Source organism: Vibrio sp. 2017_1457_13 (assembly GCF_030851525.1).
Lineage (GTDB): Bacteria > Pseudomonadota > Gammaproteobacteria > Enterobacterales > Vibrionaceae > Vibrio > Vibrio metschnikovii.
On record NZ_VHTA01000005.1, the window covers coordinates 289647 to 314072 of the forward strand.

A 24426-nucleotide genomic window follows, 5' to 3' on the forward strand; every position below is an offset into this window, starting at 1 on the left:
TCACCACGGACTAACGATTCACCAAAGAATCACGGGAGAGATCTTGCACTCGTTTAGCACCGGTTAAGGTCATTGCAACGCGCATCTCTTTGTCAAATAAATCCAGTAAATGTTCAACACCGGCTTGACCTTGCGCCGCTAATGCGTAAATAAAAGCGCGGCCCAGTAAAGTGCAATCTGCCCCTAAGGCAAGCATTCTGACCACATCCAATCCGCTACGGATGCCAGAATCGACCAGAATTTTTAAATCGCCTTTTACCGCATCGGCAATACTGGGTAATGCCTGCGCAGTAGAGAGTACGCCATCTAACTGACGTCCACCGTGGTTAGAGACCACAATGCCATCAGCGCCAAAGCGTACCGCATCTTTGGCATCTTCGACGTCTAAAATGCCTTTGATCACCATCGGGCCATCCCAGAAGTCACGGATCCATTCGAGATCTTGCCAACTGATTGAAGGGTCGAAATTGTTACCCAACCAGCCAATATAATCTTCGAGTTTAGTCGGGGTTCCGCGATAGGTCGAAATATTGCCCAGATCGTGCGGTTTACCCAATAAGCCCACATCCCATGCCCAGCGAGGGTGCGTCATCGCTTGCAGAATGCGTCGGCTTGCCGCATTGGGACCGCTCATTCCAGAATGCATATCACGATAGCGCGCACCGGGAACGGGCATATCGACCGTAAACACTAAAGTCGTCACGCCTGCCGCCTTGGCGCGCTCTAAGACGTTTTTCATAAAGCCGCGATCTTTCAATACATAAAGCTGAAACCACATTGGACGAGTCAAGGTGGCGGTGACTTCTTCAATCGGACAGACCGACACCGTCGATAGGGTAAAGGGAATTCCTTTATTGGCGGCAGCGTGCGCGGCTTGTACTTCACCACGCCGAGCGTACATGCCGGTTAACCCTACCGGAGCTAAGGCGATAGGCATGGCCAGCGATTCACCAAAAAGCTCAGTCTCAAGGCTTAATTCAGACATGTCATTGAGCACCCGTTGGCGTAGGGCGATATCGGCTAAATCGCTAGTATTTCGACGTAGGGTGTCTTCGCGATACGATCCGCCATCAATATAATGGAAAAGAAAAGGCGGCAGTTTAGCTTGGGCGGCAGCGCGAAAATCAGTCGAGGCGGAGATGATCATGGTTTGTATCCTTATAACAACGGGATCGTGGATAACCTAATAAGTAAGGCGCGGCAGCGAGCGTTGTGTGTTGGCTACCGCGGTAAATATTAACAGCAGAATCGGTCGGTCATCAGCGTTCAGCGAGCATCAACACATCGCTGAAATTAAACCCGTACACGACCACCATGCCGATAATGGCAGTGGCGATGAGATAATACGCCGTCGGGATGATGGTTTTACGCAAGGTGGCTCCTTCACGGCCCAGTAAACCGACCGTGGCTGAGGCTGCGACCACGTTATGAATCGCGACCATATTACCGGCAGCGGCGCCCACGGCTTGCAGTGCGACGACGACCACGGTAGAGATATTCAGTGTCTGCGCCACTTCAAATTGAAACTGGCTAAACATCATGTTTGAAACCGTGTTTGAGCCGGCAATAAAAGCGCCTAAAGCACCCACGGTGGCGCTAAGCGCAGGAAAGGCTTGCCCAACTAACCCGGCAGCAAAATTGGCGGTAGTCACAGGCATGCTGGCCAGATCAGCGCCGTTAACGCCAGAATTAATAAAAATTCGTACCATAGGAATAGTAAAGACCAACACAAAACCAGCCCCGACTAAGGTTTTACTCGATTCACCGACGGCTTTTAGTAATGGCGTCACACTGCGAGATTGTAAAAGCACCGCTAATAAGGCGACAAAGACTAAGATGCCACCGGGCAGATAAAGCGGATCAATCGATGTGCTGACTCCGGTCTCGCCAAGGATGTTATTAAAGCTCAGTTGAACGCTAAGCAGCATGGCTTTGAATTCACTGCTGACCCGGCTAGCAACCAGAATGACTGCCAGTAACACATAGGGTGCCCATGCTAAGGCCAGCCCCATAGGCTTGGCTTTCATCTCATCAAGATTCATTTTTAATGACCCAAGCCATTCGCTAGGCCATTCTTTTTCAGCCGGAAATTCCCAAGTGCTTTTCGGTACTAAAAAGCCTTTTTTCGCGGCGGTGACGACAACGGCTAAACTGACTAATCCACCGATCAGTGAAGGGAATTCAGCGCCTAAAAAGACTCCCGTTAGCGCATAAGGCAGCGTAAAGGCCAAACCGGCAAACAGCGCAAAAGGTAAGATATCTAACCCTTCGGTCCAACTGCGGTTTTTACCGAAAAATCGTGTCAGCATCATCGCCATCAGCACTGGCATTAAAATACCAACAACCGCATGAGTGAGTGCAACACCGGCGGTGATTTGCTGTAAGTAGGCGTCCCAACTTGAACCATTAGCCACTAAGGTTTCGCTAATGTTGTGGGTATCTAGTCCACGGTTAACGCCAACAATGATCGGCGTACCCACCGCTCCGAATGAGACTGGCGTTGATTGAATCATCATCCCCATTAATACCGCGGCTAAGGCAGGAAAGCCAATCGCAACCAACAAAGGGGCGGCAATCGCTGCCGGAGTCCCAAAACCAGAAGCGCCTTCGATGAAGGAGCCAAAGCACCAAGCAATGATGATCGCTTGTACGCGACGGTCGGGGGATATATCGATAAAACCGTTACGAATAGTAGTAATGGCGCCGGTGTGATTGAGAGTATTGAGTAGCAATATTGCGCCAAACACGATCCATAACACGGAAACGGTGATGCCGAGCCCTTGCAAGGTTGAAGCGAATACGCGAGTTATCGACATATCCCAAAAAATCAAAGCGATAGCAACCGTTAAGGCAAATGCGACCGGCATGGCTTTTTTGGCTGGCCAATTTAATCCGACCAATAGCACGGCTGCGACAACAATGGGTGAAAACGCAATCAGCGCCAGTAGGGTGTCACTCATGAAAGACTTCCTCGTCCTTTGAACTCTTCATTAATAATGATGACTTAACACGTGCAGTAGGGTACGAGTTAAGCAATGTAAGCTCGGGTTGTTTAATTTTTATAGTTGTGATGGTCTTGTTAATTGCGGGTGAATTTACTCCTTTATTTTTTGAGGATATAGAGAAATAATGAAAATAATTAGTTCTTAAAATGGTATAATCGAATGCGCGCAGATGATTTAATTCTGTTTTCTCAAGTCATTGAGCTCGGGAGCTTTAGTAAGGCTGCGGAACAAAATAATCTTACCAATTCAGTAGTTAGCAAAAGAATCGCCCGTTTAGAAGAAGAGCTGGCGGTACAGTTACTCTATCGTACCACCCGTAAATTAACCTTAACCGAAGCGGGGAAAGCCTTGTTGATCAGTGCAAGAAATGTGAAGCAAGCCACGCAAGAAGCGATGGATGCCCTGTCAGGCTTTGGTGAAAATGTCAGCGGTCACATTAAAATGTCGGTGCCGACCATCTCTGGAGACTTATTGCTCGCTGATGCGGTCGCGGAATTTTGTAATCGTTATCCTGGATTAACGGTAGATATGTCGCTGGATAATCGGTTTGTTGATTTAGTTGAAGGTGGTTTTGACTTAGTGATCCGTACGGGTTATTTGGATGACTCGAGTTTGATCGCGCGGCATATATTGGATTCGCAATGGGTTGTCTGTGCATCGCCCGCATACCTTGCCCGCCATGGTCAGCTGATCATGCCTGAGCAGCTTGTGGCTCATAATTGTTTACAATACGCCTATCAAACCACCGGAGCCAGTGATTGGGAGTTTAAAAGCCCGACAGGTAACCGGATAGTGAAAGTTTCGGGCAGCTTTTCTACCGATAATGCGACAGCATTACGTAAAGCAGCATTAGGTGGCCACGGTATTGCTTATGTGCCGCGCTGTTTGGTGTACCATGATTTTAGAGAAGGGACATTAATCGACCTATTTCCAGATCAGGTTGGCAAAAAATTGGGGATTTACGCGGTATACCCGTTTACACGTCAACCACCCAATAAAGTTCGTTTATTGATTGAACATATCCGCCAGCGTTATTTAGCGATTGCTGACTATTTTTAATTGCCCCTATTTTTAAGCTGAAAGTGTTTATTCCGTTAATCGTTAGACCCGACGGTTGGTGTTTAGTTGAGTCGTGTCGCGCTCGTCGACTGCCCTTGCTGATGTTTTAGTTGAGTAAAGTAGCGATGGACTTTTTCAATATTGGCATACTCTAACTGCCACGACGCTGCTCTTTGCGCATGGCAAAAAGCATTAATGTGTTCGAGTAAGTCGTGGCTGTTGCTGTCTAAGACACTGGCGACGGATCTGACCAATGGACTGTTTTCGATGGATAAAAATTGCAGTAACGCATAACTTTGGTTGAGTACTTGATAAGCGCCTTGCTGCTGTCCCATCGTATTAAGAATTTCAGATTGGTACACTGCGCAGTCTCGCAGTCCACTGATTAAACACACCAACTGACAAGGTTTGGTTTGAGTACTTTGTGCCGCGTAATGCAAATGTTGTGGGAGGTAGGCTAATACTTGCTCAAACAGATAATGAGCTTCAGGCCAATGCCCTTGATTGACCAATTTCTCAGCTTTTTGGTAGTAGCTCCAGCACTGATTAAGATCCATCGTGACTCCGGTGTTGGTGATGTTGTGGGACCCTATTTAAAGACAACTCGTCATCAAATGCAACTGGTTATCATTTGCGTCTTTATTGTTGGCGCTGGTGATTATTTACCCACTTAAGCGTGAATTAGTAGTAAGTCACTAAAAAGATTGTGCTTTTCTTCTACACTTAAGCTACAAATAAAGAAAATTAATTTAAATATAACAATCATAAAAAAATAAGGAGGGGGTATGGCGATTCAAAATTTGAGTGTTGAGCAGCTCTATCACGTTGCAACACTAGATAATTTGCCATGTAAATCGACCAAAGAGTTAGCTCCCATTGATGAGATTGTTGGTCAAGAGCGCGCGCAAAAAGCGGTTGAATTTGCGATGTCGATAAAAGAAAAGGGCTATAACATTTATGCCATTGGACGTAATGGATTGGGTAAACGAACCATGATCTTACGTTACTTAAATCGCCATCAGCCAGAAAATAATGCGCTATTTGATTGGTGTTATGTGGCTAATTTTGATGATATTCGTACACCACGAGTACTTAAACTTCCGTCTGGTGTTGGCCAGAAATTTCGTCAAGATATTGAAAAGTTGATGACCAAATTGGTCAATGCGATTCCGTTAGCGTTTGATAATGAACTCTACTTTAGCCGAGCGGACCGCTTAAAAAACCAACTTGCCCAAAAGCAGGAACAAGAATTAGCAGCCATCACCTTACGTGCCAAAGAGCGTGATATTAGTTTAAGTATCACTAACCAAGGTGAATATCAGTTTGTCGCCATGAATGGCGAAGAAATGCATACCGAAGAAACGTTTGATGCGCTGAGTAAAAAAGAGCAAGAGCATTTTGCGCAGACGATTGATGAGTTAGAAGTCAGCTTACGCAATATGGTCCGCCAGCTCACTGAGTGGGAGGAAGCGTACAGCGAAAAAATTAAAAAGCTCAATGATGATGTGACGCTCGATGTGATCAGTCATTTTATTAAACAGCTTAAAATCGATTATTCTAAGTACCCTGAAATCAAAAGCTACTTAACCGAATTACAAAAAGATATCGTCGAAAATGTTGAGATCTTTTTGGATGAAACGGGAGAGCAAGGGGAGCTCGCTACCGCGGCGTTGGATAAAAAGTTACCACGTCGTTATAAAGTGAATGTGCTGGTTTGTCGCGCGTCGCAAGAATTTCCCGTGGTGGTCGAAGAAAACCCTAACTATCACTCCTTGTTTGGTTATATTGAAACGGCGACCTATAAAGGAACGGTATTTACCGACTTTTCACTGATCCGCGCTGGTAGTTTACATAAAGCCAACGGCGGCGTGCTGCTAATGGATGCGGTTAAAGTATTAGAGCAGCCTTATGTGTGGGATGGTTTAAAGCGTGCTCTGCGTTCACGTCAGCTCAGCTTCACCTCGCTAGAAAAAGAAGTGACTTTAACCGGAACGGTATCGCTCGATCCTGAACCGATACCACTAGATGTCAAAATCATCTTATTTGGTGATTATCGTACTTATGAATTATTAACGCATTACGATCCGGAGTTCAGCGAGCTGTTTCGAGTCACCGCTGATTTTGAAGACGAAATGAAGCGTACGCCAGAAAGTGAGCTGCATTATGCCCGTTTCATTTCAAGTATTGTCCATGATAACAATATGTTGCATTGTGATCGCAAAGCGATTGCGCGAATTATTGAACACAGTTCGCGAATGACCAGCGATCAAAACAAGCTCTCTTTGCATTCAGCGCATATTGCCAATTTATTGCGTGAGTCTAATTACGTCGCTCGCCAAGCCAATTCTAATATGATTCGCCAAAATCATGTTGAAGAAGCGCTGTGCAACCAACAAATGCGAGTCAATCGTCTTCAAGAAGGCGTAATGGAAACCTTCCTTAATGGCACCACATTACTGCAGACCGAAGGCTCTGCGGTGGGGCAGATCAATGCCTTATCGGTGTTAGCGACCAGCGATCATGCCTTTGGTGCACCAAACCGAATTACGGCGACCACATCGTTTGGTGATGGCGATATTATTGATATTGAACGCAGCGTGGATTTAGGGGGCAGTATCCACTCAAAAGGAGTAATGATACTTTCTGCTTATTTAAATTCGGTGTTTGGCCGAACGGCGCGAGTACCGTTAACCACCACCATTACTTTTGAACAATCGTACGGTGGGGTGGATGGCGATAGTGCCAGCATGGCTGAGTTTTGCGCTATTGTGTCAGCATTTTCCAAGCAACCCAATCGGCAAGATATTGCGATTACTGGTTCAATGAATCAGTTTGGTGAAGCGCAGCCGATTGGCGGTGTTAATGAGAAAATCGAAGGCTTCTTCGATGTGTGTAATATTAAAGGTCGTCATTCTCAACAAGGCGTGATTATTCCTCGTTCTAATCAGCATCATTTGATGCTACGGGCGGATATTCTCAAAGCGGTGGAAAAGGGTGAATTCCATATTTGGGTGATTGACCATGTGACAGAAGCGATTGAGCTCTTTACTGGAAAACCCGCTGGTGTTGCAACAGAAGATGGCAGCTATCCCGTGGATACGATTTTTGGTTTGGCTCAGGCTAAATTAAACGCACTTCGCAAATAATCATAGGCTGGTCGTCACGCTTAACCTTCTTAATGGCTCCTTCGGGAGCCATTATCGTTCCCTAAAATGCTCTGAAACGGCTGAACGACGGCTAGGTCCAGGTTCAGTGGAAATGGTGTGCTCATAGCCTGCACGTATAAAACGTTGGTGAGGCAGCGGAGGTTCAACTCGTCGCATCTGCGGTGAGTCAGTGGTTCCCGAAAGTTGATAAATCGTTTCGCCAGTGCCAGTTCGGATGGCGATGGTCTTGCCATCAAATTCAAATTGCGTGGCAATTAAACGATGATCACGAAATACGCCTTGTTCATTAAAGGTGAGAACTTCAGTTAAATGGCTTGGTGCACCGATTTCAATCCAAGAACCGTGCACGTTCTTCGGATTAATGTAATCGCGATAACTAACGATAATTAATAGCGTAAATCCGACAGATAATAGACTTAATATTAGCCAGAAGAGGACTTTAAATAGAAACGATTGACTATCAGGGCGGTATTTTCGGCTAGTTTTTTTTCTAATAACCACATCATTCTCTCAAAGTATTTAGGATTTATTACGTAAAGCCTTTAGGTAAGCTCAGTATAGCATATTGTCATTAAAGCTAAGCTAATGATATCTTGAGTATCTGTTAAGTGATGAGTGGAAAACGCCACTCAAACTATTTTATCTCAGAAAAGGAATACCATGATTAAGGAAAATAGCTACTTTGATGGCAATGTGAAATCTTTAGGTTTTCAGCAGCATGGCGAGTCAATGACCGTCGGTGTGATGGCTCCTGGAGAGTATACCTTTGCGACGGATGCTCCGGAAAAAATGACCGTTATCAAAGGGTCATTAACCATTAAACGCACGAGCGATCAACACTGGTTAACGTTTCATAGTGGAGAGTGTTTTGACGTTGATGGTCATTCATCGTTTGATTTACAAGTGTCGCAAGCCACTGCTTATTTGTGTGAATTTTTATAGCCGTGCGTTTTTAGGTCATAATAGACGCTGACGTTTCCAGCAAGCCAAAAAAAGCCACACTCATTAATGGGTGTGGCAAAAACAAAAATATCCGGCAGTGGTTTTATTTTTGTTTAATAACCGACCTTATGGTCGAATGGACAGTAAACTTACTCTTCCTTTCTACGTACAGCGGCAGCTGTCTTTGTTTCGTCATCGAGTTTGTTGATGAGGGCTGACCATAACTCTAAGTCGTTTGGGTATAGAGTTATCAGGCAATTAGTAGGTGGAAAATAATCCTGCATTATAATCAGCAATCGCTTGATCAATCTCTTGATGGCTATTCATCACAAAAGGACCGTAATGAACCACCGGTTCGTTAATCGGCTCCCCCGCTAAAATCAATACACCGCTGGCCTCGTTGGCCGATAATTGAAGTGCAGCGTTGCGAGAAAGTACCGCGAGTTCGCCCTGTTTTAAACTCTTGCCAACTACATTCACCGCGCCTTGATACGCATAAAGCAATACGTTGTAGTGCTCAGGGATGACTAAAGCGATATCACTGGATGATTGAGCACGCCAGTCGGCAACGATAGTGGCGACGCCAGTTTGAGTTAGCGGACCTTGCAACGTTTGCCCGTTGATGGCGAGCTTTCCAGCGATGAGTCTTAGCGTACCCAGTGCATCTTCTGAATATTCAGTTATCGTTTCAGGTTGAAAATCATGATATTGAGCCGGTGCCATTTTTTTTTTCGCTGGTTGATTAATCCAAATTTGGAAACCGTGCAATTGACCTTGTTCCATGATTGGCATTTCGCTATGAATAACCCCTCGGCCCGCGGCCATCCATTGGGCACCGCCACTGCGTAATTCGCCGACATTACCCATTTGATCGCGATGTTGAAAGTGTCCTTGCAACATATAGGTTAAGGTTTCAATACCTCGATGAGGATGAGGAGGGAACCCTCCAATGTAATCGGCACTATGATCCGATTTCAATTCATCTACCATTAGGAAAGGGGAGAATCTGCCATGGTTAAAACCAGCGACACGACGAATTTTCACTCCGTCTCCATCCGAGGTCGCTCGGGCGGGAATTAGCTGTTCGATGACTCGTAAGGTGTTCATGATCGTGCTCCATCATTAGAGGATGATCATAGCTTACTGATTGCTGGCTCAAAAAGGAGCACAGAGAGTTGAGGATGTCATTCAAAATTTTTGAAGATCAATAGTCTCTTTCGGTACTTTTCCGAACGTAAGAACGAGGTTGGCGTTCATAGAGACACAGATCAACCAATGATCTGTCTAAATGTGAGATTGATTCTTGGTTGGCAGGATTGACGAGTTTTAGGAATGGTGTGCTGCCAATAGTGCTGTGTATCTCCAGCCATCACTAATAATGAGCCATGGCTGAGTTCAAAGGTTAATTTTTCTTTACTTTGAATATGGCGCAGCGCAAAGCGCCGAGTTGCGCCTAATGATAGTGAAGCGATGACGGGTTGGTGACCTAATTCCGGTTCATTATCTTGGTGCCAACCCATCGAATCTTGACCATGGCGATAGAGATTCGCCAGAACCGAATTAAATGGCTGATTTGCAACTCGTTCACATTGTGCTTTAAGAGGGAGTAATGCTGCTGCCCACGGTTGTGGCGCTAAACTTAAGCCTGAATAGCGATAAGCTTTTTCACCGTACCAAGCGTGCAGGCGAGGCTGCATGATTGGTTTACCAAACATCATGATCGCTTGTTGTTGCCAGTTGAGTTCAAGCGACAGGCGTTGATAAGCGTTATCGGCTTGTTCCATGGATAAAAAATCTGGGATCCACAGTAATTGTCCATCATTGATCGTTAGCCATGATGGCGTTGGTGTAGATTCAGGGATAGAAACTGGAGTTGGCATCATTATTCTCAGTTAATCATTTTTTGATAGGTTGGATGTTTCAAGGTTGAGAGAAACCGAGAAGTAGAGAGTTACCGGATCATTGCATTTTGCATCGAATTTGCAAAATGCAAAATCACTATGAGATCGGTTGTAATGAAACGGACGCTTTTTCGCCATGTTCGCCTTAAATTGCTTGATTAAGTGGTTTGAAAAAGTTGGCATACTATGTGCTTTATAATATGTGACCCTTTTAAGCCGAGGGTCACCTAGCCAACTGACGTTGTTAGTGAACCTCTTTGTTCACACAAAATATAGCCAATCGCACCTTTTTGCGGTTGGCTTTTTTTTACGTTGTTTTTCTTGTCAACGATCAACGCTGCTCGGTTTGATTGGCGCATTTATCGTAACAACTGGGTACTCTCGGGCACACCGCACCACGTGAACAAATCAATCTTGCTTGATTATCAATCCCACGCTCAATCCAATTAATATTGAGAATTTTTGCAATGGTTAGCAAATCTTTTTTAATGTGTCTCGGGATGATGGTTGAACCTCCTTGTTGAACACAAGAGGCTTTGAGTTCTTCGGCAATCGAGCGGGCATCACCACCTTGAGCATTAATGGCGGGATTAAGATCAATGCCAGCACATAGCACACGGTTATTCCCTGCAGCATCAGACATATTCATTGATTCACAACAGTAAATACGCGGTTCATCACCGACATTTAAAATGGAAATTTGTGCTGAGCTACCGGGTAAAGGCTCAGATAAACGACGAAACACCGCCCAGTGTTGGCAAGGGTCATCAACTTTACGCATATTTCCCCAAGGTAGAGGAATGCCATTACCACGATACACCGCTTTAAGTTTGCCTTCGCCATAGGCATCAAAATAGTGCCAGTGAGGGTAGGGAGAGACGACGGTCATCCGGCGCATGGCAACCGAAGGGGATACTCCGGCTTTTTGATGTACGGAGATTTCATAGCCATTACGATCCAACAGTTGGCGAAAGGGAACTTTGGGGCATAATAGAGCGCCAGCAAAAAAGCTCGATTCAAAATCACGCCATGCTTGCAAAATATCTTGTGAGTTAAGCTCGGAGGTTTGCTGAAGATCGCTCTGCGCTTCCCAGCCATGAGTATGCCCAACCGAAAGCACACTTTTTAATCCCTCTTTACTGTGTAAAACATTATGGCCAATGTACACCGCTAAGTCGTATTTCAGGCGTGTCGGATACTGTTTTAAAATCTCATTAAGATAAATGTTTCCCGGTGGTTCAAAAAAAGAAGTGACTAACTGTTTGGCGCTGATCCCCAATTCATCGACCACATCATGCGGTGTACGTGTCACCCAACGTATGGTCAATCCTAGGCTTTTAGCGATATCGATTAAATCTTCTACGGCCAAATTAAGACGTTTTAGTCCAACCTCCTCTGCTGCACGTTCTAGATCGGGGAAGTGATTTTGTAAACTTTCTTGATGGGCTCGGATCAGCAGATGAGCAAACTGGCGGCCGGTGATCCCGGTTTGTGAGAGCATTTCGGGAATCGCTATCTGTAAAATATCATTCGAAAACAGAAAACTAGGTTCTAGAGCCATGCCACTGATCCCACCTCGATTGCCCTTATTAGGTGTAATGTCGGCCTGTTCGGGTTCGTCGTCTAAAAACCAACGCGGATCTTTTTGAAAGACTTCAGCAATCACTTCGAGCATTTCTACACTGGGAACTCGCTTGCCTCGTTCAATCATAGAGAGATAAGAGACGGAAGGAGCGTATTCAGGATTAACCCGTATACAGCGCGCTGATAAATCTTCCATGGTTAAGTGGTTGCGTTTACGCAAGTTTCTTACCTTGGTGCCTAAAAAATGTGACTGTCTGACTAAGCTTTTTGATATGGCCATTTTGTAAAATTCACATTGTAAAATTTTTGTTGTGAAATTGTAGTAAAAAATCCGCTAGTCTACAAACTAAGCCAGTCACAGAATTGAATGAAAATTAAACATCAGTTTGAAGTAATGGCTCTAGGACACAATAAATAGTTATCCACGAGGGAACGACAATGAATATGCTGACATTCGATAAGACTAACATTCAATCAACTCAACATCCGTTTATCGCTGAAGCTGTCTTCGCCGTGGAGACAACCAGCGCAAATCAACAACGAGAAAGACAAGCCAAAGCTAAGCAATTAATGGATCGTTTATTTCCGCTAGAAAGTGGTTCGCATCAAGAAGTCACCAGTTATGTGATCGATTACCACCATGTACTGGCGTATTTTAAAGATGGTCGTCACAGCGGTTTACAATATCCGAAACAGTTTGTCGCCTTTACCGGCAGTAAAGATCAGCCTTGTTCAATTCTCTTTCGAGAAGGGGATGGAAGCCATGTTGAACTGCTATTAGGTTGCTTACGCGGTACTGGCTGTGTGGAATTGGTTGAGATAGAAGATATTCAGTTAGAAACCTGCACCACGTTTAGCCAGCAAATCAATAATCAAATGGCTAATACTGCGATTCGTCATTGGATAAGCTTGATCAAAGGGAATGCGCACGGTAAAGCGCAAGCCTGTAGCGAAGATAAAGAATATACGGCAAAAAGTGGTGAAGACTACTGTCTTAATTACGCTTTTCACTTATAAATTTGCCATTAAAATCAATAATTTGGTTGGGCGACTTGTTTTAAGTCGCTGACCATCTACCTTGATAGTGGATTGAATGGGTATTAATTAATGGCCTGCTTTTATGGACTCTCGATGGCGATTTTAGAGTGGCATTACTCGGTTACGGCCAAGATTTTTGGCCTGATAGAGCATTTTATCGGCCCGATCAACTAAAGTATCAGCGGCTTCCAAACTTTGATATTCGGCGACGCCAAAAGAGGCAGTAATATTACCAATTTGTTGACCTGATCGGCGATCGCGAACCGAAAGCTTTTCAATTGATCGACGTACCGATTCCGCGAATTGACGAGCACTACGTAAAGTCATGTTAGGCAGCAGAATAACAAATTCTTCACCACCAAAACGGTAGGCCGTCATCGCTTCGCGGCAATTACCTTGGATGCGTTTGGCAATCGCTCTTAATACTGAATCACCAAACAGGTGACCGAAATCATCGTTATAACTTTTGAAATGGTCGATATCTAACAAAATAATGCTTAGCGCTTGTTGAGCATGAAGCATGGCCAGTAGATCGTTATTAAAAGCGCGTCGATTATATAACCCACAGAGTGGATCAAAGAGCGCGTCTTTCTGTACTTCTGCCAATTGACTTCTCAGCTTAGAGATTTCATCGCAAGCGGTTTTGAGCTGATTGTTTAAAAAGCGGGTCGAATGGCGAATGTCACGTGACTCACTGACTAGCTGTCGAATAACGCCCATGACTTCCTCTAAAGAAAGATCTTCTTTCTCTACCCGTTCTAAATCGCAAAAGCTTTTATCGATAATGGCTTCAAAAGCTCGTGTATCCGTCATGGTATCCGACATTGAGCTGGCGACTTCACTGGCTAAAATTTCCATATTCGCGCGCAGTTCACTGACGGTCGTTTCTGCTTTAGAAGCGATGAAATTTTTGTATAACAGGTCGCCAGAACTGGGCGGACATAAGCCAAAATGCGCTAAAACGGAATCCATTTCTTGATTTAACTGCGGGATAGCATGATCGACATAAGTATACCAAAGCGCGTAGTTAGCAGGTGTGGCGGCAACATGATGCTTCATCATCAGAGGAACCGCTTTTTTAAGGTTGGCAGTGGATTTTTTAAAAACTTCATCAGGCATGGGTTTACCGTCACTAAGCGCTAATCAATTCTATGGGCTAAGCGTAGCGGATTTTTGCTCATCTTGCTGCAAAAATCCGCCGATCTTGCTGTTATCGTGGATTACATTGAGAGGGATGACGAGCGTTGCGATTCAAGTTTTTTCGCTCCTCTGAGCATCGCTTCAATAAGTTCAGTGGCGTTAAATTTTTCTAATGCCTCGTGTGCACCAACTTGATGAGCGCGATCGACACAAATTTCACTCGACAATGAGGTGTGCAAAATACAATAAGCGTGACTTAAGCGAGAATCGTTTTGTACCTCAAAAGCCAGCTCATAGCCATCAAGCCCGGGCATTTCAATATCACTGACTAAAAGGTCAATCGCATTATGCTCATCAGCTAGGCGGCGCATTAGTTCAATAGCCTCCAACCCATTTTTACAAATCTGATAAGGAATGTTGATTCTATCTAACGCATCGGCCAGTTGTTTACGGGCAATTGATGAGTCATCAACCAGTAAAATATTCAGTGGTTTAAGCCGCTCACGTTCAATATCGGTCAGCATCGGCACTTTGGTGGATTCGTATTGTGGGTAGATTTTTGAGAGCAGCAGTTCGACATCCAGTAGTTGAACAATACGATCTTGATAGCGAGTGATCCCGGTAACAAAGACATTATTGCCCGCTGTCACTGGTGCAGATTCAATCGATCGCCAATTACATTCGATGATCTTTTCAATGCCGCGTACCATAAAGGCAACCACAGTGCGCAGGCAGTCGGTGACAATCAAATAACACTGTTTATATTCTTGAGGAGTAATCGGTCTAAATCCAATGGCTGCGGCCATATCAATCACTGGTACCGTTAGATTACGTATCGTCACCGTTCCCACCACATGATGATGAGAATACGGGATTTGCGTCATCGGTAAATAGGGGACAATTTCCCTTACTTTTAACGTTCCAATAGCAAACAGCTGTTGCTGTGAGTTGAGGGTAAACATCAACATCCCTTGCGACTGATTTGCTTTACTGACGGTTTTGGCCATAACACACTACTCAAAAATAAACACACTACACCCTCTATAGTAACTGAAAATTGCCGCTTCGTAACGCTATTGAGCTATTTTTAGCAGTTAAAGCTTCTTGACGAGCGATGAATATCGAAAAGATGCATTATGAGGCTGCTTTGGTTAAAATCAGCAGCTTTGTTATTAGATCGAGTATTTCCCTATGGCGAAAACAGCCGCTGCATTGCACATTTTAGTCAAGCACAAAGAGCAAGCTGATGAATTACTACAGCAATTAAAAAAAGGCGCTAAATTTCAAACCTTAGCCAAAAAGCATTCACTTTGCCCATCGGGTAAGCGTGGTGGTGATTTAGGCGAGTTTCGCCAAGGACAAATGGTTCCTGCCTTTGATAAAGCGTGCTTTCAGGGTGAAATTTTGACGCCGCAATTAGTGAAAACCAAGTTTGGTTGGCATGTAATAAAAGTACTTTACCGTACCTAGTGTTGTAGTGAACTGTTCTTTTCTACTGAAGCTGCCGCGCTGCGGTAGCGTCTTTTGAGCCAAGTCTATTGTTTCCATACTCATGATGACTGACTCAATCAACATCGCCGAATGCGCTTACGGTTAGCTTGCTTTTTGCGTGGCACGCCTAGTTTGCATTAGATGATTGTGTTGCTTGAGTATTTATTGTGACAAAGTTTACAGATTTTCATATTTTTAACCAAAAAAATTCACAAATTGATTTCCATCAAAATAGTGTGGTTTTTATATGCTACTGTGCGCGCCAACAAAAAGAATAATTAGCCCAACAAAAGGAAAGTAGCATGAAAAAAACAGTCTGTGGATTAGCTGTCCTTACCATTTTAGCTTCAACTTCAGTGCTTGCTCATCAGCAAGGGGATATTTTGGTGCGTGCGGGTATCGCTAGCGTGGTACCTAACGATAGCAGTGATAAAATTCTTGGTTCGCAAAATGAACTGTCGGTGAACAGTAATACTCAGCTGGGCTTAACGCTCGGTTATATGTTGACGGATAATTTCAGTATTGAGTTATTAGCCGCAACGCCTTTCTCGCATAAGATCTCGACCGATCTTGGCGGTTTAGGGGATATCGGTAAAACTAAGCATTTACCACCGACGGTGATGGTCCAGTACTATTTTGGCGAAGCGGGCAGCTCATGGCGTCCTTATGTTGGCGCAGGCCTTAACTACACCAATTTCTTTGATGAAAAGTTTAATGATACTGGAAAAACAGCCGGGCTTAGTGATTTAAAACTGGATGATTCTTGGGGTCTAGCGGCCAATGTTGGTGTCGACTATATGCTCGATGATAACTGGTTCTTTAACGCATCAGTTTGGTACGCCAATATTGAAACCACAGCAAAATATAAAGCGGGTGTTGATGCCCAATCCACCGATGTAAAAATTAATCCTTGGGTATTTATGATCTCTGGCGGTTATAAGTTCTAACCGATTGACTTGATAACGCTCAGCAACAATAAAGGCAGGAAATCCTGCCTTTATTGTTTTCTATTTTACCGCTTTGCGGTTTGATTAATTAGTGCAATACGGTTTCTGGAATCTCACCATTCAATTGGTTATTAAGGAAAAACTTGACGGTTTGTTCTTGCATTTGACCGTGGTGAACCCAATCCAATATACCATTTTGTGGAGTAATAAAGGTTGAGTGCTTAGCTGTAGCATTATACTGAATAAATACTTTTTCATTCTTTGTTACGCTAGAACTGTTTTTATTAATCCATTCTAATCCAAGTAAGCTCGCCACTGGCTCTGTGCCAGCAAATGGCAGTATACCTGCTTCTTTGGTGACATTCGGCACTGTATCGTCATTGTGAACTTGAGTCAGCAATAACGGCGTTGTAATGCCCGAAGCTAAATTCGCCATTGGATCTATGCTGTCGAGCACCGATTGAGCGGCAAAGCTAAACTGAGCAAACAGTGCGTTTAATTGCGCTTTTTGTAGTTCAGTTGCATTTTGTTCAAAGATACCGTAACACGCGGAGTCAGTTTGCCCAATACAGTATGTGTCTGCAAACGCCTTATACTGAGCAGAAGTCAGCGCTAAGTTATGTTTGATCTGCGGTGCAAAAGCATCAGAACCAAACAGAAGTGGCGCGATACGACCACCAGAGTTATGGATCGCTGCGGCGCTAAAGTGATAGAGAGCATTCGCTTGAGGATTACCTAAATCTTGCTCACTTGCTGCCAGTGCGGACAGCCCGACAATACCACCTAATGAATGACCGAGCAGTTTAATTTGTGAGCCTGTTGCAATATTGACGTTCTCAAGGGGCGAGCCGATGAAAGATGATTGTGACAGGGTTAGCGCAGCGCGCAGCGCCAGTACATCCAAAATACTTTGACGCACGTTATCACGGGCCACGGGTAAGTTAGCTAAATTTAAATAGGCCAGCACATTGGTATTGGCTGAGCGCTGCTCGTCTAAACTGCGCTCTCCGTGCAGTGGCATATCAATCGCAATCACCGCTAAACCCGCTTGAGCAAGGCGAAAGGCAAACGCGTAAGCATTTTCTTTGGCTGAGGTAATGCCGTGCTGATAAATCACCACATTTTTAACTTCGCCCGTTTTGGGAGTAAAAAGTAAAAACGGCACGGTTTGCAGTGATTTAATACTTGGCAGCGGTGAATAGCGGGTGATCAAACGCTCGCTGTCTAATCGGCTGCCATCGGTTTTCGTGAGCTCAAGACCGACTAATTTCATCTGCTGTTCTTGACTGGTTGCAAGCTCGGTAAGATCAATACCAGCGCGGATCAATTGCGCGGCAAGATGAGCCTGCTCAACAGGGTCTTTTAACGCTGCTGAGATTTTCGCTAGGCTGGGGGAAGCGGCACTAAACGCTTGTGTGTTCCAATTGGCGCCGGTTTCAAGGTAGTAAGGCAGAGTCACTGAGCCATGAGTGACATTAACCTTTGCTCCCGATGTCTTATAAGTGTCAATGAGCGCATCTCTTTGCTCGTTGCCAGCAATAAATTTAATAAAACGAGCATCATTTTCCAGAGCGGTCTCAAAGTTTTGAGTAGATTTGAAACTCATTTGATAAGCATCATTTTGATGGACAAATGTTTGCGGCCAAATCGCTAATGGTGTTCCTTTACTCGCGCCGAAGGCCGTTGCGGCAGCTACAGCGTTTAAAGTATCGCCCACCGATTGGGTGCTAAACCAAGTGCTGTATACGATCTGTTCGGCATCAACCGTCGCGCTAAACAAGGCTTCCGTGCCATGAGTGATTTTCTGCAATTGTGCTAATTGTCCTTGGCTATAAATTCGCTGCTTAGATTTAAGGGTCGCATAGCTACTCGAGGTGCCGATTGGCTTGCCTTGTGCGTCTTTAACTTCACTGGTGATGGCTAAAATATAGTTGCTCGCGGGGTTTAATGGCTTAGTTGGGTAAATGGCAATCTTATTGGTCGCAGTATCGCTAAAGGCGACAAAGTCAACATTAGCTTTTGGTTGTGGGCTGCCAGTCATCGAATCTGTCAGTTCAACTAGATAAACACCGTCTGTGATGGCGCCAGTAGCCAAATTGCCGCCAGTAAAATCCAGATACAGTGGCATTGTGGTTGACCAGCCATCGAGCTGATTCATGGCAACCCGTGGATTACTGGGCGAGTTGTCACCATCCGTGGGTAAGTTCAAGGTGCCATCTTGTGGGTTCATTAACGCATACGATGGCAGCGGCACCGAAGGGTTCGCGCCGCTTAACTGAAATTTAATCTGTGTTTCGCGAGTTAATGCCTTTGCAATATGTGGCTCATAGCTAATGGTCGGTGCGCCAGAGCTTTGCGTGTCATCGCCGCATCCCGCTAACCAGAGAGCCGAGCAGAGCAGGGAAATTTTAAGTAGTTTTTTCATGGGTTTCTTAACCTATTTAGAACTGGTAATTGAGCTGGATGGCACTGATATAGGCATTGGCTTTGGTGTTGAAATTCAAGCTTTGGCCTGCGGCGTTGGTTTCGGTGAAGTTACCTTCCTTGCTTCTTACTAATGCAAAGCCCGCATCTAGGGTCATGGCATCACTCAAAGTGTAAGTAAAACCGGCTGAATACCAGTAGCGGTCGCTATCTGGAATGCTCAAGGTGGCTTTACCCGCTTGTTCATCAAATGCTAAACCAGCGCGCAGTGTCCAATCATGATTAAGGCGATAGGTGGTGCCAAGGGACCAGCGGCCGTTGTCTTTATAGTCTTCTGGTTTTTGGAAGCAGACACCGTCTTTACACTCAGCAGAAGTGGCTTTGAGCTCTTTGAATGAACGCCATCCGGTGCGTTGATAGCCATAGTGAATCGCCCATTGATCATTGAGCTGATGAAAGGCGGATATTTCCCAAATTTCTGGTAGATCAAGTTTTAAGCGGCCGACGACCTCGGGCTTGCTGGCCGCGCCAGAGTTATAGCTGGAAAAGGTACCATCATCAAAATCGAGTTTGACTTGTGAGCGGTAGGAAAACCCAAAGCGGTGATTTTCGTTCACTGAGTAAAGTGCGCCAATATTCCAGCCATAACCTAAGGTATCGCCTTCCATAGAGATCAGCTTATCACTTGGTTGACCACCTAAAGTGGGCGCTAAGCCACCTTGGTGACGATTGAGCTCTGCATGGGCATAAACAAGATTAATCCCAGCGCCCAAACTAAGATGTTGATTGACTTTGTACGCTAGGCTCGGGTTGAGGTTAACCGAAATCAACGCAGTGTCGCCTGCCATGTCACCAGCATAAATGTCGGTTGGGTAATCGGTTGCTACACCATAGGTAGTGAAAAGGCCGATTCCCCAGCTCCACTGTTCATTAATTGGGCTTAAATAATAAGCCGCTGGAACCACTTGGAGAGGAGCGATATCCGACATTTTTTGTTGATTGCTCAGATCATAAACATCAACTTCAGGATCGATGATACTCAGGGCGCCAGAAAATTGAGCACGTTCAAAACGAGTCATGGCTGCTGGATTGCGTGCTAGCACACTGGCGTTATCTGCCACCGCGCCTTCACCAGAAAAAGCTCGGCCAAGACCGGAGGCGGAATGCTCGGCAACTTGAAAGCCAGCGCTGTATACTGAGCTGCTGGCTATAACGGCAAGTGCAACCAGAGTTCGGGGAAAGGTTTTCATTCTCGTGTTCCTAAGTGTGTATTATCGCCCAAAATAAGGTGCGGTAGCGTCAATTGAGGTGAAGTGGTTGATTCACTCGTCTAAGCTAGTGTGCGGGTGAATCAAACATTTGACCGATGATTAGCCACTTCTTATTTAGTCGGCATAGTATTATTGCAGCCCTTTTTACTTGAAGTTGCAGCGGTGTAGGCTTCGATGCGTTCACCATAATCAAACGGTGTATTTATGTTCATCAGGTTTTACTTACGGGGTACCTAGCTGAAGCTTCAGGCCGTTCAGGTCTGTAACATCAAAAAAATTAATGTTAAAAATTTGTTTTAATAATGTCAAATGTTTGGTTTTGTTAGTGTGAGGGGCGGATTATAAAAGTACATTTCATCAATGTCTTATAGAAATTTTGTGGTTGTACCAGTAGGAGATTGAGCGTTAGGCTAAGATTTTGTTTGAAATGACCAGAAAAAAGCAGTTTAAGCTGCTGTTTATTAGAGACTAAACAGCAGCTTGGTGGGTTTTAAAAACAGAGTTATTGGCCGACAAAGGCGACGACGACGCGATTATTGTCTAACGTACGTGAAAAGACGTAAGCATTGTCTTGTGGGATTGGTTGATGAACTCCTGCACCAATTGCAGGGTTATTTTGGCGAAATTGGCCTAAGGTTTGCCAGTGTTGCAGTAAGGCTGCGCGATCGTTATCCCACTGCCAGTTCATTGAAGAGCGAGTCCCTTGATGAAAATCATCCGCATAAGGACCGACTTCGCGAGCGACTTCATCACCATAGTAAACTTGGATTGCTCCTGGAGTGAGCAGCAGAACATTCGCGGCATTACGCTGCATCTCAAGTGATTTAAAGCGCCCAAAAAATAGTTCCGTGTCATGAGATGACATGTAACTGACCGGATTAAAATCAGCATGTTTGGCGAGGGTTTGCGAATAGGCTTGGTACACATCCTCCATGGTGCTTAAACAAGCGGCGCCGCGGTCCATTCTTTTTTGTAAATCGAAGTTGATCAGCGCATCGAAACCATCATCAAAATATGGGCTACGATAAGCGCTATGCGCCCAAACTTCGCCCATCATCCAGAACGGTTCACCTTGTTTGCCCTGTTTGGCGCGCCATTCATTAAGGCGTTGGCTAGCGGTTGATTTCAGGCGTTGCCATACTTCCCCTTCGACATGTTTAACGGTATCAATTCGATAGCCATCAATACCAAAACGTTTTACCCAATCGGTTTGCCACTCAATCAGATAATCAGTGACGGTATAATTGTCGCGTGCTTGGACTCGTGTTCCTGGATTATTGATTAGCCATTGAGGCGGCGTGACAGGCACGTCAGCTTCAGTGAGAAAATCAGGCAATCCCGCTAACGTTAAGGTTAAATCGCTTGAGCCCGGCGCTGGATAACCCGGCAGCCCGGCACGTACCCAATCTTTACCCCACCATTGCTGCCAATTTGAGTTTTGATAATCAATATATTGATGAAAACTGTGCCACGTTTCGCCAGTTTTTGGCGTCCAATCGCTCCATTTTTCAGGCAGAGCGCTAGATTTGACAACGTCAATGCCATCGAACTGCAAATCCGCTAAAGTCGCGTAGCCAGTATGGTTGAGTACTGCATCGAGTAGGACTCTTATGCCTCGCTTATGGGCTTCTGCCACTAAGGTGGCGAGATCTTCATCGGTGCCGAAGTTTTCGTCGATTTTGGTGAAATCTCGCGTCCAATAACCGTGATAGGCATAAAAAGGAAAGGAGCCGCTATCGCCACCACCGATAAAGCCATGCACTTGTTCGACAATAGGTGAGAGCCAAATCGCATCGGTGCCAAGACTTTTAATGTGATCGAGCTTTTTAATTACCCCTTTGAGATCGCCGCCATGAAAGGTACCAATTTCTTGTTGGCCATCTTTTTTACGGCCATAACTGTGATCGTTACTCGGATCACCGTTATAAAAACGGTCAACCATAACAAAATAGATATTGGCATTACGATAAGTGAAAGGCTGTGGCTCACTCTTTAGCGGAGCAAGCAGAATAAGTCCGCCACTGGTTGGGGAGGGTGTTAAAGAGACCTGCCCGTTGTTGACCGTAACGATTTGACCGCTCATCGCGTCTTTTAATTCGGTGCCTTCAGCAAAACTATCGGCTAAGGTCAAGGTAACCTCTCCACCTTGATATTGCTCACAAACAACCGAAGGTAGCGGGCGTTGAAATTCGGTTTGTTTCGCTGTGGTTGGCTGACGAACAAAGGCGAGGGTTTTATGTTGGTCATCAAAACTGAACGCATAATCACCAGTAAAGCGGATATTCAGTGGTAATTCTGTCACGGCACCACAGTTAAGCTTGATGGGAGTATTAAAACGAACGGCTTGTTCACTGTCAGCGTGACAGTCGCCCTCAATACCACTGATTTTTAGCGTGTAGTTATCCTTGGTTAACGGTATGACTAACGGCGATGTCGTGCTGAGTGGGAAATCTCGACTATTGGTGGTGGTCGAAATGGTGATATTGGGTGAGGCCAGTACCGCTGGTGCGGCTAGCATCATTGCGTAGGTTAGCGTGTGCAGTTTCATTCTTTTTATTCCTTGAATGATGATATCCCCTGCCAATGGCAATTCACCGCTGTGCTGGCCAGAGGTAGAAAGGCGAGGAAGAGAGTAAACCGAATTTCATCCTTAACCATAAGTGGTCGGGTATCGCTTGACATCATTCTTGCTGACTACGCCCTAAAAGTTTGATGCAGTTCACTGCTTGGCCTATGGGGGCGTAGAGTCTAAGGCGCTTGTTGCTGAGATTAAGAATCGGCATGATGTGGTTGTGAAAAGAGAGGTATGCTCTCTTTCGTTTGTACTTTTGTACTAGAGCTGGTCGAGGAAACATACGATGGGTAAATGGCTATTATGGTTTGGTTTATTTAGCCTACCTGCTCAAGCCGTACATGAAGATTTTTTGTTACCGTTTCTCAACCCCAATCACGCTCTACCGACCTTGTCTGAATGGCAAGAAAGTCACCAGTGGTTAGAGTGCGCTGAGGAGAGTGATCAGCTGCGATGGTGCAGTGATGAATTTTATTATTACTCAACATTAGTTTGGGCAAGCATCCGTTTTATGAACGAACAGCCAGTCATGTTAGTCTTACATCTGACCTATTCGGCTCATGACTGGAGTCAATTGCAATTAGCGCTGCGCCGAGATGGCTTTCAAGTTGATCGCGTCCAGATCGCTGAGGCTATTTTTTCCGTTGATGATCAACGGAACGATAAAACCAGCTCTGACGTTGATCGCCAGTTAATCTTATTTCTTAACCATCATGCTCATGTTTTCCGAAGCGGCAGCAGTGGTCGATGTCTGGACGACACGTTGAGTTATTGACCGATGGTAAGGATATTGAAGTGCGTTGGTTAACCGTGATCGATAATGATTAATTTTAACCGCTTGCTTATCGGAAGTGGCGTAGCAAGTTTCATCTATAAAATTAAATAGAGAGCAAGATAAAGGAGTAAAAACAATGATTGAGAAAGTCACGATGGCTTCCCAAGGCCCAGAATTTTCTGAGCTAGTGCAAGGGTACTGGCGTCTTGGGGAATGGAACATGACGCCGCAAGCTCGTTTAACATTCATTAAGCAGCATCTTGAATTAGGTATCAGTACCGTTGATCATGCTGATATCTATGGTAATTATCAATGTGAACGTTTATTTGGTGAGGCCTTGGCTCTTGAACCAGCTTTACGTGACCAACTGCAAATCATTACTAAGTGCGACATTAAATTGTGCGGCGATAGTTATCCTTCGCAAAAAATAAATCATTATGACACCAGTTCAGCGCACCTTTATCAGTCGGTCAATCATTCATTACAACGTCTCGGTGTTAATGAAATTGATGTGTTATTGCTTCACCGACCAGATGCATTGATGAATGCCGATGAAGTAGCCGAAGTGTTCTCGGACTTACATAAAGTCGGCAAGGTCAAACATTTTGGTGTATCGAACTTTTCTCCAGCTCAATTTGACTTATTACAATCACGCTTATCTAAGCCTTTGATTACCAACCAAGTTGAGATTAATCCGCTGAATATTCAAGTTGCGCATGATGGTACTTTGGATCAATTGCAACGTTTACGGACCAGACCGATGGCGTGGTCATGTTTAGCCGGTGGTCAATTGTTTAACGGACAGAGTGAGCAAATTGCCCGAGTACGTCAGGTACTTGAAGAAATACGCGACGAGATTGGCGCACAGAGTATCGATCAAGTGGTGTATGCTTGGGTGCGTTGTTTACCCTCTAACCCAGTGGTGATCCTCGGTTCCGGCAATATCCAGCGTACACAAGCTGCGGTTGAGGCATTATCACTAACGTTAACCCGCGAACAATGGTACCGAGTTTGGGTGGCATCCAAAGGTCATAACGTTCCGTGATCTTAATTGATTAACCTTGTGTAATGACCAAAAGACCAGCCGCATCGAGCGTAAACGATGCGGCT

General features: G+C 44.9%; 20 protein-coding genes. 8 read left to right on the forward strand and 12 right to left on the reverse strand.

Features of this window, described 5'->3' with window-relative positions:
• Window positions 1–10 precede the first annotated feature (10 nt).
• Both lldD and FKN88_RS08875 read right to left on the reverse strand, forming a co-directional pair.
• Window positions 11–1147 (reverse strand): FMN-dependent L-lactate dehydrogenase LldD, encoded by a 1137-nt coding sequence (gene lldD, locus FKN88_RS08870; RefSeq protein WP_306687410.1) that lies wholly within the window; start codon window positions 1145–1147, stop codon window positions 11–13.
• Between the two features lie 112 nt (window positions 1148–1259).
• A complete protein-coding gene (locus FKN88_RS08875; RefSeq protein WP_306687409.1) occupies window positions 1260–2960 on the reverse strand; it encodes an L-lactate permease in 1701 nt (566 codons plus the stop codon).
• A gap of 204 nt (window positions 2961–3164) precedes the next feature.
• Between FKN88_RS08875 and FKN88_RS08880 the strand changes: the two genes are divergently transcribed.
• Window positions 3165–4064 (forward strand): LysR family transcriptional regulator, encoded by a 900-nt coding sequence (locus FKN88_RS08880; RefSeq protein ID WP_004396998.1) that lies wholly within the window; start codon window positions 3165–3167, stop codon window positions 4062–4064.
• A gap of 62 nt (window positions 4065–4126) precedes the next feature.
• Here FKN88_RS08880 and FKN88_RS08885 read toward each other — a convergent pair whose 3' ends face one another.
• The gene (locus FKN88_RS08885) at window positions 4127–4621 is read right to left on the reverse strand and encodes a hypothetical protein (protein WP_040905296.1); all 495 of its coding nucleotides are present in this window, start codon (window positions 4619–4621) and stop codon (window positions 4127–4129) included.
• Window positions 4622–4849: 228 nt separating this feature from the next.
• Here FKN88_RS08885 and FKN88_RS08890 point away from each other — a divergent pair, with 228 nt between their 5' ends.
• The gene (locus FKN88_RS08890; protein ID WP_004396999.1) at window positions 4850–7210 is read left to right on the forward strand and encodes a Lon protease family protein; all 2361 of its coding nucleotides are present in this window, start codon (window positions 4850–4852) and stop codon (window positions 7208–7210) included.
• Between the two features lie 51 nt (window positions 7211–7261).
• Here FKN88_RS08890 and FKN88_RS08895 read toward each other — a convergent pair whose 3' ends face one another.
• Entirely contained in the window at window positions 7262–7726 is a 465-nt protein-coding gene (locus FKN88_RS08895; RefSeq protein WP_217512995.1) for a DUF2850 domain-containing protein, read from the reverse strand.
• 165 nt (window positions 7727–7891) lie between these two features.
• Here FKN88_RS08895 and FKN88_RS08900 point away from each other — a divergent pair, with 165 nt between their 5' ends.
• Window positions 7892–8173: a pyrimidine/purine nucleoside phosphorylase gene (locus FKN88_RS08900; RefSeq protein WP_004397000.1), complete on the forward strand. Its 282-nt coding sequence runs from the start codon at window positions 7892–7894 to the stop codon at window positions 8171–8173.
• A 258-nt stretch (window positions 8174–8431) separates the two neighbouring features.
• Here the strand turns inward: FKN88_RS08900 and FKN88_RS08905 are convergent, their stop codons facing one another.
• The 3 genes from FKN88_RS08905 to FKN88_RS08915 form a co-directional block, all read right to left on the reverse strand.
• Window positions 8432–9280 carry a pirin family protein gene (locus FKN88_RS08905; protein WP_306687408.1) on the reverse strand — a complete coding sequence of 283 codons (849 nt, stop codon included), beginning with the start codon at window positions 9278–9280 and terminating at the stop codon, window positions 8432–8434.
• A 161-nt stretch (window positions 9281–9441) separates the two neighbouring features.
• Entirely contained in the window at window positions 9442–10053 is a 612-nt protein-coding gene (locus tag FKN88_RS08910; RefSeq protein WP_306687458.1) for an alpha-ketoglutarate-dependent dioxygenase AlkB, read from the reverse strand.
• A 352-nt stretch (window positions 10054–10405) separates the two neighbouring features.
• Window positions 10406–11938: a DUF3612 domain-containing protein gene (locus tag FKN88_RS08915; RefSeq protein ID WP_004397004.1), complete on the reverse strand. Its 1533-nt coding sequence runs from the start codon at window positions 11936–11938 to the stop codon at window positions 10406–10408.
• Window positions 11939–12096: 158 nt separating this feature from the next.
• Here FKN88_RS08915 and FKN88_RS08920 point away from each other — a divergent pair, with 158 nt between their 5' ends.
• Window positions 12097–12675 (forward strand): malate synthase, encoded by a 579-nt coding sequence (locus tag FKN88_RS08920; protein WP_004397005.1) that lies wholly within the window; start codon window positions 12097–12099, stop codon window positions 12673–12675.
• Between the two features lie 123 nt (window positions 12676–12798).
• Here the strand turns inward: FKN88_RS08920 and FKN88_RS08925 are convergent, their stop codons facing one another.
• Window positions 12799–13815, reverse strand: a complete 1017-nt coding sequence (locus tag FKN88_RS08925; protein WP_004397006.1) for a GGDEF domain-containing protein — start codon at window positions 13813–13815, stop codon at window positions 12799–12801.
• Between the two features lie 101 nt (window positions 13816–13916).
• Window positions 13917–14843 (reverse strand): chemotaxis protein, encoded by a 927-nt coding sequence (locus tag FKN88_RS08930; protein WP_040905299.1) that lies wholly within the window; start codon window positions 14841–14843, stop codon window positions 13917–13919.
• Between the two features lie 184 nt (window positions 14844–15027).
• Between FKN88_RS08930 and ppiC the strand changes: the two genes are divergently transcribed.
• Both ppiC and ompW read left to right on the forward strand, forming a co-directional pair.
• A complete protein-coding gene (gene ppiC / locus FKN88_RS08935) occupies window positions 15028–15306 on the forward strand; it encodes a peptidylprolyl isomerase PpiC (protein WP_072671031.1) in 279 nt (92 codons plus the stop codon).
• A gap of 323 nt (window positions 15307–15629) precedes the next feature.
• Entirely contained in the window at window positions 15630–16274 is a 645-nt protein-coding gene (gene ompW / locus FKN88_RS08940) for an outer membrane protein OmpW (RefSeq protein WP_306687407.1), read from the forward strand.
• Between the two features lie 88 nt (window positions 16275–16362).
• On the opposite strand, the gene FKN88_RS08945 is transcribed toward ompW, so the two are convergent.
• From FKN88_RS08945 to FKN88_RS08955, 3 genes are all read right to left on the reverse strand, one after another.
• Window positions 16363–18699 (reverse strand): VolA/Pla-1 family phospholipase, encoded by a 2337-nt coding sequence (locus FKN88_RS08945; protein ID WP_306687406.1) that lies wholly within the window; start codon window positions 18697–18699, stop codon window positions 16363–16365.
• A 16-nt stretch (window positions 18700–18715) separates the two neighbouring features.
• Window positions 18716–19948 (reverse strand): outer membrane protein transport protein, encoded by a 1233-nt coding sequence (locus tag FKN88_RS08950; RefSeq protein ID WP_306687405.1) that lies wholly within the window; start codon window positions 19946–19948, stop codon window positions 18716–18718.
• A 523-nt stretch (window positions 19949–20471) separates the two neighbouring features.
• Window positions 20472–22517, reverse strand: coding sequence for an alpha-amylase (locus tag FKN88_RS08955; RefSeq protein ID WP_306687404.1), 2046 nt, complete (start codon window positions 22515–22517; stop codon window positions 20472–20474).
• A gap of 310 nt (window positions 22518–22827) precedes the next feature.
• On the opposite strand from FKN88_RS08955, the gene FKN88_RS08960 reads away from it, so the two are divergent.
• Both FKN88_RS08960 and FKN88_RS08965 read left to right on the forward strand, forming a co-directional pair.
• Window positions 22828–23316, forward strand: a complete 489-nt coding sequence (locus tag FKN88_RS08960; protein WP_306687403.1) for a hypothetical protein — start codon at window positions 22828–22830, stop codon at window positions 23314–23316.
• 136 nt (window positions 23317–23452) lie between these two features.
• Window positions 23453–24361, forward strand: a complete 909-nt coding sequence (locus FKN88_RS08965; protein WP_154170931.1) for an aldo/keto reductase family oxidoreductase — start codon at window positions 23453–23455, stop codon at window positions 24359–24361.
• Window positions 24362–24426: the final 65 nt, after the last annotated feature.

Excerpts from the sequence above, each read along its gene's own strand:
- lldD (WP_306687410.1), bottom strand. The coding sequence starts at position 1,147 with ATGATCATCTCCGCCTCGACTGATTTTCGCGCTGCCGCCCAAGCTAAA.
- FKN88_RS08875 (WP_306687409.1), bottom strand. The coding sequence starts at position 2,960 with ATGAGTGACACCCTACTGGCGCTGATTGCGTTTTCACCCATTGTTGTC.
- FKN88_RS08880 (WP_004396998.1), top strand. The coding sequence starts at position 3,165 with ATGCGCGCAGATGATTTAATTCTGTTTTCTCAAGTCATTGAGCTCGGG.
- FKN88_RS08885 (WP_040905296.1), bottom strand. The coding sequence starts at position 4,621 with ATGGATCTTAATCAGTGCTGGAGCTACTACCAAAAAGCTGAGAAATTG.
- FKN88_RS08890 (WP_004396999.1), top strand. The coding sequence starts at position 4,850 with ATGGCGATTCAAAATTTGAGTGTTGAGCAGCTCTATCACGTTGCAACA.
- FKN88_RS08900 (WP_004397000.1), top strand. The coding sequence starts at position 7,892 with ATGATTAAGGAAAATAGCTACTTTGATGGCAATGTGAAATCTTTAGGT.
- FKN88_RS08905 (WP_306687408.1), bottom strand. The coding sequence starts at position 9,280 with ATGAACACCTTACGAGTCATCGAACAGCTAATTCCCGCCCGAGCGACC.
- FKN88_RS08910 (WP_306687458.1), bottom strand. The coding sequence starts at position 10,053 with ATGCCAACTCCAGTTTCTATCCCTGAATCTACACCAACGCCATCATGG.
- FKN88_RS08915 (WP_004397004.1), bottom strand. The coding sequence starts at position 11,938 with ATGGCCATATCAAAAAGCTTAGTCAGACAGTCACATTTTTTAGGCACC.
- FKN88_RS08920 (WP_004397005.1), top strand. The coding sequence starts at position 12,097 with ATGAATATGCTGACATTCGATAAGACTAACATTCAATCAACTCAACAT.
- FKN88_RS08925 (WP_004397006.1), bottom strand. The coding sequence starts at position 13,815 with ATGCCTGATGAAGTTTTTAAAAAATCCACTGCCAACCTTAAAAAAGCG.
- FKN88_RS08930 (WP_040905299.1), bottom strand. The coding sequence starts at position 14,843 with ATGGCCAAAACCGTCAGTAAAGCAAATCAGTCGCAAGGGATGTTGATG.
- ppiC (WP_072671031.1), top strand. The coding sequence starts at position 15,028 with ATGGCGAAAACAGCCGCTGCATTGCACATTTTAGTCAAGCACAAAGAG.
- ompW (WP_306687407.1), top strand. The coding sequence starts at position 15,630 with ATGAAAAAAACAGTCTGTGGATTAGCTGTCCTTACCATTTTAGCTTCA.
- FKN88_RS08945 (WP_306687406.1), bottom strand. The coding sequence starts at position 18,699 with ATGAAAAAACTACTTAAAATTTCCCTGCTCTGCTCGGCTCTCTGGTTA.
- FKN88_RS08950 (WP_306687405.1), bottom strand. The coding sequence starts at position 19,948 with ATGAAAACCTTTCCCCGAACTCTGGTTGCACTTGCCGTTATAGCCAGC.
- FKN88_RS08955 (WP_306687404.1), bottom strand. The coding sequence starts at position 22,517 with ATGAAACTGCACACGCTAACCTACGCAATGATGCTAGCCGCACCAGCG.
- FKN88_RS08960 (WP_306687403.1), top strand. The coding sequence starts at position 22,828 with ATGGGTAAATGGCTATTATGGTTTGGTTTATTTAGCCTACCTGCTCAA.
- FKN88_RS08965 (WP_154170931.1), top strand. The coding sequence starts at position 23,453 with ATGATTGAGAAAGTCACGATGGCTTCCCAAGGCCCAGAATTTTCTGAG.